The organism is Pseudomonas sp. JBR1, assembly GCF_028198185.1.
Taxonomy (GTDB): domain Bacteria; phylum Pseudomonadota; class Gammaproteobacteria; order Pseudomonadales; family Pseudomonadaceae; genus Chryseomonas; species Chryseomonas oryzihabitans_E.
In genome coordinates this window covers 1,195,820-1,209,842 of record NZ_CP116340.1, presented here as the reverse complement: position 1 = coordinate 1,209,842, position 14,023 = coordinate 1,195,820, and the positions used below count along the sequence as shown (strand labels likewise).

The window sequence follows — 14,023 nt, the reverse complement described above, 5'->3', positions numbered from 1 at the left end:
AGATTCTCCGATCAGGAAGCCAGGGTGAAGAGGGCGTCGGGACGCACGTTCAGGTGCAGCAGGTCGCCCGGCTGGGCCTGCACGTTCTGGGCGGTGTCGACCAGCAGCGGCTGGCCGGTGCCCACTTCCACCAGCAGCCGCGAATGGGCGCCCTGGAAGAACTGGCCGACCAGGATGCCGACGAGGTGCGCAGGCGTCGGGCTGGGCTCCAGATGTTCCGGGCGGCAGAACAGGATGCTCGCCGAACCGGTCCAGGGCAGGCGACCGCCCGCGACGGCCACCTCGTTGCCCGTCTGGCTGCGCACCTCGAAGCGATTGAGCTGGCCGACGAAACCGGCCACGAAGCGATTGGCCGGGCGTTGGTAGATCTGCGCCGGCGTGCCGATCTGGGCGATGCGGCCTTCGCCCATCACCACGATGCGATCGCCCAGGGCCAGGGCTTCCTGCTGGTCATGGGTGACATAGACCGCGGTGGTGCCGAGTTCGCGCAGCAGGGCGCCGATGTCGGCCCGCAGCTGCTCGCGCAGCTGGGCGTCCAGCGCCGCCAGGGGTTCGTCGAACAACAGCACCCGCGGCCGTGGCGCCAGGGCGCGGGCCAGGGCCACTCGCTGGCGCTGGCCGCCGGACAGCTGCTGGATGCGCCGGTCGGCCAGGGCCTCCAGCTGCATCATGGCCAGCAATTCGGCGACCCGGGCATCGCGATCGGCGCGCGTCAGGCCACGGATCTTCAGGCCGTAGGCGATGTTGCCGGCCACGTCCAGGTTGGGGAACAGGGCGTAGTTCTGGAACACCATGCCGACGTCGCGACGCTCGATGGGCAGGGCGGTGACGTCACGGTCGTCGAACAGCACTTGGCCGCCGGCATCGGGCTGCTCCAGGCCGGCGATCAGGCGCAGGGTGGTGGTCTTGCCGCAGCCGGACGGACCGAGGAACACCAGGGTCTCGCCCGGGTGGATGTCGAGGTCCAGGGGCTGCAGCACCTGGCGGCCTGCGGCAAAGGTCTTGGCGCAGTGGCGCAGGCGAACGGCGGTACCTTGGTTCATCGCAGTGCTCCACGGGAGAGGCGGGCGCTGAGGGCCTGGAGGGCGACCAGCAGCGGCACGATCAGCAAGAGGAAGATCAGGGTGTAGGCGGAGCCCACCTCCAGCCGCGCCGAGGCGTAGCTGTCGGCCAGGCCTACCGGCAGGGTCTTGGTCAGGGGCGTGTGCAGCATCCAGGTGAGGTTGAATTCGCCCAGCGACAGGGTGATCACCATGAGGCTGCCGGCGAGGATGCCGGCGCGGGCATTGGGCACCACCACGCCGAAGAAGCGCTGCCAGGGACCGGCGCCCAGGCTGGCCGCGGCTTCTTCCAGCTGCGGCAGCTGGCTACGTCTGAGCACCGCCATCACCGGGCGGATCAGGAAGGGCAGGGTGAACAGCAGATGGCCCACCAGGATGATCGCCGGGCTGCGGCGAAAGCCGCCAAGGTGCCCGTAGGTCAGCAGCAGCGCCAGGGCCGAGGCGAAGCCGGGCATGGCCACCGGCAGCACCAGCAATTCCTCGAAGGCTCGGGCGAAGCGGTTGTCCAGCCGTACCAGGGCATAGGCCGCGGGGACACCGAGCACAACCGCGAGGGCCGCCGTGCCCAGCGCCAGTTGCAGCGACAGCCAGACGGTGGGGGCATAGGCCTGCCAGACCTGGATCACCCAGTCGAGGGTCAGGCCGCTGGCGAGGCCCTGGAAGTAGTTGCGGGTGAGGCCGGCCAGCACCGAGAGCAGCACGGGCACCAATAGGAAGGCGGCCACCAGCAGGGTGAACAGCAGTTGCAGCCAGAAACGCAGGGGACGATTCATCGCAGGTCTCCCTGGGCGCCGCCGAGGCGCCGGGCCAGCAGCAGGACCAGCCAGGTGACGAGGCCGAGCACCACCGAGAGCGCTGCCGCCACGCCGAAGTTGGCGAAGTTGGTGAAGGTGTCGTAGATGGCGATGGGCGTTACCGCCAGGCGTGTGCCGAGGGTGAAGGCGGTGCCGAAGGCGCCCATGGCGGTGGCGAAGCACAGCGCGCCGCTGGAGAGCAGGGCTGGGGTCAACCCGGGAATCAGCACATCGCGCACCACGGCAAAGAGCCCGGCGCCCAGGGAGCGGGCCGCTTCTTCCAGACTGGTGTCGAGGGTTTCGCAGGCTGCCATCACCGTGAGGATTACCCGCGGGATGGAAAAATAGAGATAGCCCAGAAAGAGCCCGAATAGCGAATAGGCGAACACCCAGGGTTCATCGAACAGGCTGCGCCCAAGGCCGGCGAACAGACCCTGGCGGCCGCCCAGCAGGATGATCAGGAAGCCCACCACCACGCCGGGAAAGGCCAGCGGAAAGGTCAGCAGCGCCACCAGCAGGCTGCGTCCGGCGAAGGCATGGCGCGCCAGGAAGCAGCCGGTGATGCCGGCCACCACCAGGGTGGCCAGGGTGGTGACGGCGGCCAGGACCACCGTCTGGGCGAGCCCGGACAGATAGCCGGCGCTGGTCAGCACCTGCCAGTAGCCGGAGCTGCCGGCGGCGTCCGGGCGGGCGCCGAGCACCAGCAGCTGCGCCAGCGGCAGCAGCCAGAACGCCAGCAGAAAGGCGCTCGCCGGTGCCAGGGCGACGAGCGCTGGCCAGGGTAGCCGACGCGGCGCCTGGCGGCGCCCGAGGGAGACGGCGAGGCCCTGCATCTCAGCGCACCTCGGCCTGGTAGCGCTTGGCGAAGGCTTCCTGGACCGCCGCCATGTGGCCGTAGTCCACGGTGCCAGCGCGGGCATAGTCGGCGGCGGGCAGGAAGCGCGCCTTGACCTCGGCCGGCAGCGGCACGTCGCGTACCGGGCGCAGATAGGCCTGGGCCCAGAGCGCCTGGCCCTTGTCCGACAGCACGTAGTCCAGCACCTTCTCGCCATTGCCGCGGTGCGGCGCGCCCTTCACCAGGCTCATGGTGTAGGGCACGGTCAGGCTGCCTTCCTGGGGAATGACGAAGGCCACCGGGGCGTTGTCCTTGTAGCGGGCGCGATAGGCGTTGAAGTCATAGTCCACCAGGATCGGGATCTCACCGGACAGCAGCCGCGCATAGGCGGTCTGCTTGGGCACGATGGGATCGTTGGCCGCCAGCTTCTTGAAGAAGCCCAGCGCCGGGCCGAAGTCGTCGAGCGTGCCGCCCAGGGCCTGGTTCACCGCCACGGCGGTGACGTAGCCGACGAAGGCGCTGGAGGGATCCAGGTAGCCGACCAGGCCGCGGTACTCGGGCTTGAGCAGATCGCTCCAGCGCTGGGGTACCGGCTTGCCGCCCAGGGCCTGGGTATTGACCATGAAACCGAGGGTGCCGGAGTGAATGGCGGTCCACTGGCCCTTGGGATCCTTGAGGCCAGTAGGGACCTGGTCCCAATGCCTGGGCCGATAGGGCTCCAGCACCCCGGCCTTGTCGGCCTGGATGCCAAAGGTCACCCCGTAGTAGACGACGTCGGCCACGGGTGCGTCGCGTTCGGCCACCAGCTGGGCCAGGGACTGGCCGGAGTTCTTGTTGTCCTGGGGCACCTGGATGCCGGTATCGGCGGCGATGGCCTTGAGCTGGGCGCCCCAGTCGGCCCATTCCAGCGGGCAGTTGTAGCAGATGGCGGTTTCGGCGGCCTGGGCGCTGGCCAGACCGCAAGCCAGGGCCACACCGGCCAGGAGACGACGCAAGGGGAATCGGGATTTCATCGGCAAGGCTCCTTCAAGGGACCGGCACTGGTGCCGGGACGGACGAGGCAGGGCAGGCACTGCTGGTGGATGGGGCTGCCAGCGATCAGCGCCAGCAATTCGGTGACGAGCACGGCGCCCAGGCTCTGCAGCGGCTGCATGACACTGCACAGGCTGGGTTCCAGGCGGGCGCCCATGGCGATGCCATCGAAGCCCACCACCGAGAGGTCGTCGGGGACGGATAGCCCATGCCGCTGCAGCTCGGCGATGACGCTGATGGCCAGCAGGTCGTTGGTGCAGAGCAGGGCGGTCGGAGCATGGCGCTCCAGTAGTGGGGCCAGCTCCGCCCAGTCGGCGTCGGTATGGCTGGCCAGCTCCAGGCGCGGCAGCAGGGGCAGGGCGGCGGCGTCCATCGCCTGGCAATAGCCGGTGAAGCGCCGCTCGCTGCGATCCGATTGCTGGGCCGGCCCCGAGACCAGGGCAATGCGTTGGTGACCCAGGGCGAGCAGGTGCTCGGTGGCCATGGCCATGCCCTGGCAGTTGTCCACCGCCACCGCCGCATAGGGACGCTGGGGTTCGTGATAGGCCAGGATGAAGGGCGTCTTCTCCCGGCTCAGCTCGGCCAGCACCTGGCTGCGGTCGGCATCGGCCACCGTCAGCACCAGGCCGGCGACACGCTGGCGCAAGAGTTCTTCCACCACCGCCGCCTCGCGCTCGGGCTGGTAATCGGTGGTGGCGATCACCAGGGAGTAGCCCTGGCTACGGGCGGTGCGCTCCATGGCCTGCAGCTGCTCGGCGAACACCGGGTTGAGCAGGCTGGGTACCACCACGCCGATCAGCCGGGTGCTCTGCTGGCGCAGCTGGCGACCCAGCAGGTTGGGCCGGAAGTTGAGGCTACGCGCAGCATCCAGCACCCGCTGCCGGGTGCTCTCGCGCACCTGTTCGGGCGTGGCGAAGGCCCGCGCCGCGGTGGCCCGGGAGACGCCTGCCTGCTGCGCTACCTGTTTCAGATCGGTCATGCCTGCCTCGTTTGAGATCGATCTCATCGAGGGCAGACAGTGAGGGCTACGAATGTCGTTTCGATGACAGGAAGATGAAGTTTCGACGCCAAGAACAACAACGGTGTGCAGGGACCAGACGCCTTGTTTCGGTCAGGATCAAGCCACGACCAGAATAGTCAGTCAGATAGTCAGATTTAATCAGCGCATAAATAAAAATCGCGCTAAAGAAAGGAAATAGTCAGTCGATCTTAGGGCGTTAGAGGATCGCCTTTCGCTGATCTCAAGGAGCCCGTCTTGAACCTTCGCTCGCTACGCATTGCCCCCCGCGCCGCCCTCTGCTTTGGTGCGGTCACCCTGTTCGTGATGCTGCTCGGGGTGTTCGCCCTGTTCCAGCTCAATGCCTTGCGGGCGACCGAACAGGCGATGGAGGCCGAATGGCTCGCGAGCGTCCAGACCACCGACGACATCCAGATCGCGCTGCTGCATACCCGCCTGGAAAGCATCCGCCTGCTGGCCAGCGAAGACAGCGCGGCCATGGCCATCGCGACCCGGCAGATCCAGCTGAATCGCGACGTGATGAACGCCCGCACGGCCTACTACCGGGAGCACCTGGTTTCGACCCCTGAAGAGCGGACCAACTTCGAGCAGGCAGCCCTGCAGATGAAGGCCTATCTGGAAGGGCTGGAACACGTCGTCGTCTTGGTCGGTACCGACCGCAACGAGGCGCTCAAGCTGGCCAACGGTGACCAGCGCCTGCGCGCGGAGGGCTATCAGGAACGACTGACCGCACTGCGCGAATTCAACAGCGAAGGCGCCCGCCAGGCCAGCCAGGCCGCGTTGGGCATCTATGAGCACAGTGTGCGCATCACCGTCGGCATCATGCTGCTGGCGGTCGTGGTGACCCTGCTGCTGGCCTGGCGCCTGACCCGCAGCCTGGCCCAACCCATCGGGGATTCCCTGGCCGTGGCCAACGCCATCGCCAAGGGCGAGCTCAACGGCAAGATCGATCCAAGCGGTGCGGACGAGGCTGCTGGCCTCATGCGCGCCCTGGCGCAGATGCAGGACAACCTCAAAGACACCCTGCACGGCATATCCCGATCTTCCGGGCGCCTGAGCGAAACCGCCCGCACCATGAACGCGGTCACCGACCAGGCCAGCCGTGCGCTGTCCAGCCAGAACGCCGAGATCGACCAGGCCGCCACCGCGGTCACCGAGATGAGCGCTGCGGTCGAAGAGGTGGCGCGTAATGCCTCCTCCACCTCCCAGGCCGCGCGGGATTCCAGTGCGGCCGCGGAAAACGGCAATGCCAAGGTCGGCCAGGCGCTCGACGCCATGCAGCGCCTCACCCAGCAGGTGCAGTCGACGTCGGTGCAGGTCGAAGGCCTGGCCGGGCAAGCACAGGACATCAGCCAGGTGCTGAGCGTGATCGGCTCCATCGCCGAGCAGACCAACCTGCTGGCGCTCAACGCGGCCATCGAGGCGGCACGGGCCGGCGAGCAGGGTCGCGGCTTCGCCGTCGTCGCCGATGAGGTCCGCGCCCTGGCGCACCGTACCCAGACCTCGACCCGCGAGATCGAGCAGATGATCCAGGCGATCCAGAAGGGTTCGGCGGAAGCCGTGGACTCCATGCAGCTCAGCACCAACCAGGCCCAGGCCACCTACGAGGTGGCCCAGGAAGCCGGCCGGGCGCTGAACGACATCCTCCAAGCCGTGCGCCTGATCGACGAGCGCAACCTGCAGATCGCCACCGCCTCCGAAGAGCAGGCCCACGTCTCCCGCGAGGTCGACCGCAACCTCATCAGCATCCGCGACCTGTCGGTGCAGACCAGCGACGGCAACCGAGAAACCGTGGGCGCCAGCGAGCAACTGTCCGAACTGGCCGGGGAGCTGCAGACCTTGGTGCGCCGTTTCAAGCTGGCGTGAGTGAGTGGGGACGGGCGCGCAGCTGGGCTACGCGCCTGACCGCATGAGTGGGCATGCCCGGTCTGGGGCGAGTGGCCGTACTGCCTGAGGCGGACTGCTGTTCCGCGAGGGAGGTAGGCCATGAAGCGGCTGGCCCGGGCATCACGGTGGGTACCAGAGGTTAGAGATGCCGGCTCCACCCTGGCCTGCGGCTATCCGATGATATGCCTCTGGCGACTCATTTCTGCCGGCTCATCGGCTCAAGGCGGCTGGGTGCTTCCATGGGTGATGGCTTTTTGGTATCAATAGTTATTGTAATACCTTTCAGATCCGTCCCTGACGCTCTCGTAGAGAAACCATGGCGCTGCCCCAATACAGCATCAGAGTACCTGTCACCCAGCTGCAACTGGGCATGTACGTCTGCGAACTGGATCGTCCATGGGAAGGCACGCCCTTTCTGTTCCAGGGGTTTCCCATCCAGAGCGTGCAGGATATCCGCACCCTGCAGGAAACCTGCGAGTTCGTCTGGGTTGATCGGCGTCAGAACAGGTCGCTGACCCCGCTCTCGACCGCCCAGGCGGCAGGTGCCCAGGCGGCAGGTGCCCAGGCGAAAACCTATGCCATCGACTATCGGGAGGCGGTCAATGTCGCCGAGCCGATGTGGCGCGAAGCCCAGGCGGTGTCGAGGCGGATGCTGGATGCCGTCAGGTTCGGCAAGGCGCTCGATGTCGGCGAAGTGCGCCAGGCGATCGGCGAGTGCGTCGAGAGTGTCCTCAAGCACCCGGCAGCCAGCCTCTGGTTGGCGCGCATCAAGCACCGTGACGAATACACGGCGGAGCATTGCCTGCGCGTAGCCCTCTATGCCATCGCCCTGGGCAAGGAACTGGGCATGTTGCCGCTGGAGCTCGAAGAGCTCGGCATGTGCGGCATACTGCACGACGTTGGCAAGATCAAGGTTCCCGACGAGATCCTCAACAAGCCGGGTCGCTTGACCGATGAGGAATTCCTCATCATGCAAGCCCATACCACCTACGGCTGGCAGCTGCTGATGGCCAACCGCGAGGTGCCGCCCGCGGCCGTCGATGTCGCCTATACCCACCACGAGCGCATGGATGGCCTGGGCTATCCCCGAAAGCTGCCGGCGCAGCGCATCCCCTTCAAGGCCAAGATCATCGCCGTGGTGGATGCCTACGATGCCATCACCAGTGACAGGGCCTACAGCGAAGGGCGGTCGAGCCTGGAAGCCCTGCGTATTCTCTTCGAAGCCAAGGGCACGCAATTCGACGAAACGGTCGTCCTCGCCTTCATCCAGTTGATTGGCGTCTACCCACCCGGCGAAATCGTCGAACTGAGCACCGGGGAGGTCGGGATCATCATCGGCTTCGAAGCCGGCAGCAAACTCAAGCCGCGGGTCCTGCTCGTCCTTGACGCCGACAAGCAGCCACGGCCGGAACAGGTGCTCGATCTGGCGCGCAATCCGCGGGATGCCGCTGACCGTCTGATCATTGTCCGCTCGGTAAAGCCCTCTGGTGCCTACGGGATCGACATCGACAACTACCGGGACAAGGGCCTGGTGGTGCCGACCTGAGTGGGCAACGAGCGCGCAGGAGTCGCGCTCTTCGGGCTCTGGCCCGGGGCCAGGTTCAGCGCCATCCGGCTTTCCTCACGCGGCGGTGGGCGCAGGGGCGGAATCGATGGCCGTGCTTCTGATCCGGTCGCGACGCGCTACCAGACCCAGCACGCCGGTCAGCGCCGTGGCCAAACACAGCATGCAGCCCATGCCCAGCAGACCAGCGGTGAAGGAGCCGGTCGCATCCTTGAGCCAGCCCACGGCGTAGGGGCCGACCAGGCCACCCAGGCTGCCGGTGGCGTTGATGAAGGCGATGCCGCCCGCCGCGGCCTGTCTGCTGAGAAAGGTCGCTGGAATGCTGTAGAAGCAGGTGCGCACCGAGCACAGACCGATCAGCGCGACGGTGAGTCCGATCAGGGCCGGTAGCAGTTCGTTGAACACCACCGAAAACAGAAAGCCCGCCGCGCCAGTGCCGCAGGTGAGGGCGAGGTGCAGGATGTAGCGCCGCTTACCGGCCAGGATCCGCGCCCAGATCAGCATGGCACCGCTGGCGATGATGTAGGGCACCGCGGAGATCCAGCCGATCTGCAGGGTGGTGAGGTGATGGCTCTTGAGGATCTGCGGCAGCCAGACGCCGATGCCCAGGATGCCGATGATGTAGCTGAAGAGGATGGCCGCCAGCAGCCAGACGCGGCCGTCCTTGAGCGACTGCCGAAAGCTGTGGGTGCCCTTACTGGCCTGTTCGGCGTCCAGCGCGCCTTGCAGGGCCTGGCGTTCTTCCGCGCTGAGCCAGGCAGCCTGGGCGGGCTGATCGGCCAGCATCTTCAGGCAGAGCATACCCAGGAAGCAGGCCGGCAGCCCTTGCAGCACCAGCAGCCATTGCCAGCCGGCGTAGCCCCAGAGGCCGTCCAGCTGGAGCATGGCGGCGGACAGGGGGCCACCCAGCACCGAGGACAGCGGAATGGCGAAGAGAAACCAGGCCATCACCCGGGTGCGGTACTGCACAGGAAACCATAGCGACAGAAAGAAGATCACGCCGGGAAAGAAGCCTGCCTCGGCGATGCCGGCCAGGAGGCGAATCACAGCATAGCTCGTCGGACCCTGGGCAAGGGCCGTGGCCGCCGCGCACAGCCCCCAGGTGATCATGATCCGCGCCAACCAGCGCCGGGCGCCGAAGCGATAGAGCGCCAGGTTGCTGGGCACCTCGAACAGGCAATAGCCAAGGTAGAAGATCCCGGCGGCAAAGCCGAACTGGGCGGCGGTGAGCCCCAGATCGTCGTTCATGGTCAGGGAGGCGAAGCCGACATTGGTGCGGTCGAGGTAGTTGAAGAAGTAGGCGAGGGCCAGCAGTGGCACCAGGCGCAAGGCGGCCTTGCGGCAGGCTCGCTGCACGACCGGATCGAGGCCTGGCGCCTCGTGCACGGATGGAGTTGGCATAGGGCGGACCTTGTTCTTGTAGGGGGCGCGCCAGCTTAGGGCGGCCCTTCGTTTGCCCGCCAAAACCTTTTCGACATGGCTCCTCATAGCGTTTCGGCATGTGCCTGTCCATGCCGGAACACTATGGGAATCCATCCGGATAAAGCATTTGTTCCGCGTGAGGCTTTGCATCACGTTCGGGGATCACGCCTGCTGCGTGACATCCGAAAACAACAAGGAACAGATGCAATGATCAAACAGCGTTTCACCACCGGCTGCCTCACGCTCGGCGCCCTGACGCTCAGCCTGGCGACCCTTGCGGCGGACCCCGTACGAAGCTTTCAGAGCGTGAAGGGCGATATCAGCATCCAGGTGCTCGATCAGGGTGAGGGCAAGGTCATCGTCATCCTGCCGTCCCTTGGCCGGGGTGCCCATGACTACGACGAGGTCGCCGCACAACTTGCCGCCGATGGCTATCGGGTCCTGCGCCCTGAGCCGCGGGGCGTCAATGGCAGCAAGGCGCCCATGGCCGAGCTGACGCTCCACGACTTCGCCGCCGACGTGGCCCAGGTACTCGACGAGGTGAAGAGCGGCCCGGCGGTGGTAGTGGGGCATGCCTGGGGCAGCCAACCCGCGCGGGTACTGGCGGTGGATCGTCCGGATCTGGTCAAGGGCATCGTCCTGGCCGCCGCCTCGATTGGCAAGCTGCCGCCGGACTCCAAGGAAAAGCCCTATGGCCGGCTCAAAGAGGCGATCAACGGCTCCGGCAACTATGCACTTCCGGAGGCGCAGCGGCTGACCTATCTCAAGCAGGCGTTCTTCGCGCCGGGCAACGATCCGCGGCCCTGGCTGACCGGCTGGTATGGGCAGACCCATGACGCCGAGGGCTATGCCCGCGACAATACGCCGGTTGACAGCTACTGGTCCGCCGGAAGCCAGGTGCCCATTCTCGACCTGCAGGGTGAGCATGACGCCGTGGTCATCCCGAATATCCTCAAAGGCATGCTCGGGGCGCGCGTCGAACACCAGGTCATCGCCAACGCCGGGCATGCCATGGCTCCTGAGCAGCCCAAGGCGATGGCGTCCGCCATCGCCGGTTTTGCCAAGCGGGTGTATGGGCTTTAAGCCAAAGCTGAGCGACGTGGCAGGAAAGCCCCTGCCACGTCGTCAGGAAGGAAATTGGCGATAGTTGAACGGGCGGATAAGGCTGCAGCCAGTATCGGTTCCCGAATTGTTGCGACATTCTGGAAATACCAAAACCGAAAATAGCTAATGACAGCAATCGACCCAAAGCTGCCGTTGCCGTAGGGCAGCTCGCGGCGAGAAGCTACCTCTGGTGCAAGAACGAATTGTCGCCATGTACCCAGATTCACTATTCTGTAGATAAGCGAAACGGCACTGTTCAGGAAACTAGCGTTTTCGCTTCCCACCATTGAAGTGTAAACCCGCACTGGGCGGGCAGAAGGAGCACCAGATGAAACTGTGGCTACCATGCGTGAAAAGCATCTTCTGTGTATCTTTGGAGCTCGTTAACCTCGATTCTCTGTTAGCTTGTTGAGCAGGAGTTAAAGTGGTATCGCAGCCTGCAACCAAATCGAATGTCCCTGCGGGCCGTTTTCGACTTCCGCCTCATGCAGCCACTTGAGAGCTACTCCTGATTTCTCGTCAAAGTTGTAGAGCAGCTGCGGCCCTACAGCGAGCTTCTTCAGTCGATTGCCACTGGGCAGTACCTGCCCAGACAAGTCGTCATCCGAGTACTGGTCGGTGTAGTAGCCGGCGAGGCCAACCTGTAGCTTGGGCATGCTCGCGAATCGGTAGCCGACACCGTAATCGATGTTCATGACATCACCGGATTTATACCCAGTGTCCTTATTACGCTCATTGAACGAGAAGGTAGGCGCGATCGAGATTTCCCAGTTTTGACTGGGAAACCAGGTGGCAGCAAACTCAGCAACGTAGGTGCGGTAATTGGGGCTGGCATTCGCTAGCGAATTCTTATCGTAGTTGCCAAGCGGGGTGAAAAGGCTTAACCCACCAGTGAGGTTTAGGTTTGCGGATGGAGAGTACGAGATATTCAGAGGGGTGATGTAAGCCTGACGCATGCCAGTATCGCTTGCCGATTTCCCTGAAGCTTCCACCTTCACATGGCCGCCATTGCCAATGACTCCACTGGAAAGTCGGAGGCCAAAATCAGTTTGCAGATCCCAGGTATGAACCACCCGTAAAGCTTGCACATAGTTATCGAGCTTGAACCCTGGTACAGCTGAATGACCTTTCCCATCGACCGTTTTGTCGGCGTGGTAGTAGACGGTGTAGCTATAAAAGCTTGTTTCACCTGGTGCGGGGACTAATGCAGGTACGACAGTCTGCACACCCAGTGGCCAAGTGGTGTCGCCGTTTTCAGTTGCGTAAGCGGCTGAGCTCATCAGTGAGCCAAATGACAGGCACAGCAATGCATAGGTCTTCATAGCGAACCTCAATATTGTTTTTGTGGTGAGGGGGTGCGGTCGTTACACGTGCTGGCCGATAAGCACAAACGCTACCATCGCAGGCTCAGTTCCCTGGTTTCTCCAGGCATGAACGTTGCCCTGCTGAACAACGACACTGAATGAGTCGAGTCGCTCAATTACGCCATCATCGAGCTCAAGCCACACAGATCCAGACAGAACGATGCCGTAGTCGAGCGTTGGTGTAGCGTGCATACCAGGTCTTTCGGGATCGAAGTGATCAATCAAACCGGTGAGGTGTTCCCTCTGTTCGAGGTAAGCTGCCTCGGGGTCGAACGAGTCTGAAGTGAACACTGAATCAGGAGGGAAAGTGACGACGAGAAACTTGGATTCGCCGCCTGCTGGCAGGTAGGAGGTTTTTGACCCGACCGCTTCATCTGGACTGGTTGGTAAAGCTTCCAATGATGACCAAGCAAGGGCAGTCGAGAACCCTGGTGTTTCACGATAATGATGATGCCGTGGTATCGCGCCATCGCTAAGAACCACTGACTTCCCGTCACGATTTCCAGTAACTAGCCTTCTAATCGACATTACAGACCCCTTATACGAAGCGCCGCCGCTGGCGGCGCCATGGTCATCACTGGCCTGGTTTTACGACGACATTGGTGAAGCCGCCTTTGCGATCTTCCAAAGCATCAAGCGCATCGTTGACCTGTGACAGCGGGAAGACTTCTTGCTCGAAGAGGGACAAATTCAGTGTGCCGGCAGCGGCCATTGCTGCCATGTCCTGACCTTCAGCAACCGAGAACCAGAGCGAGCCAATGACGCTGATCTGGTAGCACATCAACTGGAACATCGGCACCGGCAAGTCTTCTGCCATGCCACCAATGTCGACCATTCGTCCACCACGGCGCAGAGACTTGATTCCGGAGATTGAAATCTCGTGAGGAGCCCCAGGGCCAATGGCATCAATGAATACGTCAGCACCCAACCCGTCCGTGTTGGCTTGCACCCACTCCTCAGTAGGCTGATCACCTATCGAGAGTACCTGAACGCGACTCGGGTCGATCTGGCGTACGCGCTCTAAAAGCTGGCGGTTTCGGGCGATGCCAAAGACTTTGGTTGCTCCCATGGCCAGTGCCAACATGACGGCACCCAGCCCCAAGGTGCCTGTCGCACCGCTGATGAGAACAGTCTGACCGGCACACACACCGGCCTTGCGAAGCGCTGAGTAAGCAGTGCCGAGATAACCGAAGCGACATCCCTGCTCAAACGAGATCGACTCTGGCAGCTTCACCAACCCGTCCGCAGGCGAGGTCATGTATTCGCAGAAACCACCGTATGGGTAGTCTTCAAAAACACGCTGAGAGCCGGCTCCAAAACCGAAGTACCCCTGAAATGTGAAGGCGGTGCAATTAAGATGCTGTCCACGCAGGCAGGAGTGACATGACCCGCAACTACGCCCAGGGTTTACGTAAACACGGTCACCGGGTTTGAGCGAGTGCACATGGCTACCGACGGTATGAACGATACCTGCGGCATCGAGCCCATAAATGGCCGGCAGCTTGGGAAGAGGCAGGTAAGGAAACCAGGTCGGGTAGTGTTCGATGACGTTGCGCAGGTTGGGCACAACATTGCAGGCTTTGACTTGAACCAGCACGTCATTCGGGCCGCATTGCGGGATGTCGATTTGATCGATGGTGAACGTCGGCCCTACTTCATGAAGGCGCGCGGCTTGCATTTTGCTCATGAGTTTTATCCTTATTAGAGAGCGCACGTAGGTTTTCTAGTTTGGAAATCACCAACCCTGAGGGTTGGTAATGGGATCAGCTTTTCTCCTGCATGGAATGAAAGGTCGGTGCCGGTGTGTGGGGGGCATTGCAGCGCCTACGAGAATTGCTCAAGGGCGCATGCTGAGATTCATACTGCATTCTTAAATGCTAGCATGCAAGAGTTTCTAGATTCCTATAGGTGTCTGTTCTTAGATCAAAGCGGCATGGGAGCA

At 63.5% G+C, this 14,023-nt stretch carries 12 protein-coding genes and 1 pseudogene; 4 read left to right on the top strand and 9 right to left on the bottom strand.

The features are described 5' to 3' along the window. Positions 1-11: 11 nt before the first annotated feature. The 5 genes from PJ259_RS05790 to PJ259_RS05770 are packed head-to-tail and all read right to left on the bottom strand — an operon-like array spanning position 12 to position 4,701. Positions 12-1,043 carry an ABC transporter ATP-binding protein gene (locus tag PJ259_RS05790; protein WP_271655078.1) on the bottom strand — a complete coding sequence of 344 codons (1,032 nt, stop codon included), beginning with the start codon at positions 1,041-1,043 and terminating at the stop codon, positions 12-14. Continuing rightward, positions 1,040-1,834, bottom strand: a complete 795-nt coding sequence (locus tag PJ259_RS05785) for an ABC transporter permease (protein WP_271655077.1) — start codon at positions 1,832-1,834, stop codon at positions 1,040-1,042. The genes PJ259_RS05790 and PJ259_RS05785 overlap by 4 nt, the downstream gene beginning before the upstream one ends. Beyond that, a complete protein-coding gene (locus PJ259_RS05780) occupies positions 1,831-2,688 on the bottom strand; it encodes an ABC transporter permease (RefSeq protein WP_271655076.1) in 858 nt (285 codons plus the stop codon). The genes PJ259_RS05785 and PJ259_RS05780 overlap by 4 nt, the downstream gene beginning before the upstream one ends. A 1-nt stretch (position 2,689) precedes the next feature. After that, positions 2,690-3,703 (bottom strand): ABC transporter substrate-binding protein, encoded by a 1,014-nt coding sequence (locus tag PJ259_RS05775; protein WP_271655075.1) that lies wholly within the window; start codon positions 3,701-3,703, stop codon positions 2,690-2,692. After that, positions 3,700-4,701 (bottom strand): substrate-binding domain-containing protein, encoded by a 1,002-nt coding sequence (locus tag PJ259_RS05770; RefSeq protein WP_271655074.1) that lies wholly within the window; start codon positions 4,699-4,701, stop codon positions 3,700-3,702. The genes PJ259_RS05775 and PJ259_RS05770 overlap by 4 nt, the downstream gene beginning before the upstream one ends. Before the next feature lie 276 nt (positions 4,702-4,977). On the opposite strand from PJ259_RS05770, the pseudogene PJ259_RS22860 reads away from it, so the two are divergent. From PJ259_RS22860 to PJ259_RS05760, 3 genes and pseudogenes are all read left to right on the top strand, one after another. Further along, positions 4,978-5,748: pseudogene (locus PJ259_RS22860) on the top strand (MCP four helix bundle domain-containing protein); the annotation flags it as partial. Further along, positions 5,722-6,606, top strand: a complete 885-nt coding sequence (locus PJ259_RS22855; protein WP_423815093.1) for a methyl-accepting chemotaxis protein — start codon at positions 5,722-5,724, stop codon at positions 6,604-6,606. The pseudogene PJ259_RS22860 and the gene PJ259_RS22855, both read left to right, overlap by 27 nt. Positions 6,607-6,943: 337 nt before the next feature. Continuing rightward, on the top strand, positions 6,944-8,173 hold the full coding sequence (locus PJ259_RS05760) for an HD-GYP domain-containing protein (protein WP_271655072.1): 1,230 nt from the start codon (positions 6,944-6,946) through the stop codon (positions 8,171-8,173). 75 nt (positions 8,174-8,248) lie between these two features. On the opposite strand, the gene PJ259_RS05755 is transcribed toward PJ259_RS05760, so the two are convergent. After that, positions 8,249-9,592 (bottom strand): MFS transporter, encoded by a 1,344-nt coding sequence (locus tag PJ259_RS05755; protein WP_271655071.1) that lies wholly within the window; start codon positions 9,590-9,592, stop codon positions 8,249-8,251. Positions 9,593-9,820: 228 nt separating this feature from the next. Here PJ259_RS05755 and PJ259_RS05750 point away from each other — a divergent pair, with 228 nt between their 5' ends. Beyond that, positions 9,821-10,696 carry an alpha/beta fold hydrolase gene (locus PJ259_RS05750; protein WP_271655070.1) on the top strand — a complete coding sequence of 292 codons (876 nt, stop codon included), beginning with the start codon at positions 9,821-9,823 and terminating at the stop codon, positions 10,694-10,696. A 440-nt stretch (positions 10,697-11,136) separates the two neighbouring features. Here the strand turns inward: PJ259_RS05750 and PJ259_RS05745 are convergent, their stop codons facing one another. The 3 genes from PJ259_RS05745 to PJ259_RS05735 form a co-directional block, all read right to left on the bottom strand. Then, complete coding sequence (locus PJ259_RS05745; protein ID WP_271655069.1) at positions 11,137-12,039, bottom strand: SphA family protein; 903 nt, start codon at positions 12,037-12,039, stop codon at positions 11,137-11,139. Positions 12,040-12,081: 42 nt separating this feature from the next. Continuing rightward, the gene (locus PJ259_RS05740; RefSeq protein ID WP_271655068.1) at positions 12,082-12,564 is read right to left on the bottom strand and encodes a cupin domain-containing protein; all 483 of its coding nucleotides are present in this window, start codon (positions 12,562-12,564) and stop codon (positions 12,082-12,084) included. A 91-nt stretch (positions 12,565-12,655) separates the two neighbouring features. After that, positions 12,656-13,768 carry an alcohol dehydrogenase catalytic domain-containing protein gene (locus PJ259_RS05735; RefSeq protein WP_271655067.1) on the bottom strand — a complete coding sequence of 371 codons (1,113 nt, stop codon included), beginning with the start codon at positions 13,766-13,768 and terminating at the stop codon, positions 12,656-12,658. Positions 13,769-14,023: the final 255 nt, after the last annotated feature.

Coding starts and splice junctions, on each gene's coding strand:
- PJ259_RS22855 (WP_423815093.1), top strand. CDS start 5,722: ATGCGCGCCCTGGCGCAGATGCAGGACAACCTCAAAGACACCCTGCAC.
- PJ259_RS05760 (WP_271655072.1), top strand. CDS start 6,944: ATGGCGCTGCCCCAATACAGCATCAGAGTACCTGTCACCCAGCTGCAA.
- PJ259_RS05745 (WP_271655069.1), bottom strand. CDS start 12,039: ATGAAGACCTATGCATTGCTGTGCCTGTCATTTGGCTCACTGATGAGC.
- PJ259_RS05785 (WP_271655077.1), bottom strand. CDS start 1,834: ATGAATCGTCCCCTGCGTTTCTGGCTGCAACTGCTGTTCACCCTGCTG.
- PJ259_RS05750 (WP_271655070.1), top strand. CDS start 9,821: ATGATCAAACAGCGTTTCACCACCGGCTGCCTCACGCTCGGCGCCCTG.
- PJ259_RS05755 (WP_271655071.1), bottom strand. CDS start 9,592: ATGCCAACTCCATCCGTGCACGAGGCGCCAGGCCTCGATCCGGTCGTG.
- PJ259_RS05780 (WP_271655076.1), bottom strand. CDS start 2,688: ATGCAGGGCCTCGCCGTCTCCCTCGGGCGCCGCCAGGCGCCGCGTCGG.
- PJ259_RS05775 (WP_271655075.1), bottom strand. CDS start 3,703: ATGAAATCCCGATTCCCCTTGCGTCGTCTCCTGGCCGGTGTGGCCCTG.
- PJ259_RS05735 (WP_271655067.1), bottom strand. CDS start 13,768: ATGAGCAAAATGCAAGCCGCGCGCCTTCATGAAGTAGGGCCGACGTTC.
- PJ259_RS05770 (WP_271655074.1), bottom strand. CDS start 4,701: ATGACCGATCTGAAACAGGTAGCGCAGCAGGCAGGCGTCTCCCGGGCC.
- PJ259_RS05790 (WP_271655078.1), bottom strand. CDS start 1,043: ATGAACCAAGGTACCGCCGTTCGCCTGCGCCACTGCGCCAAGACCTTT.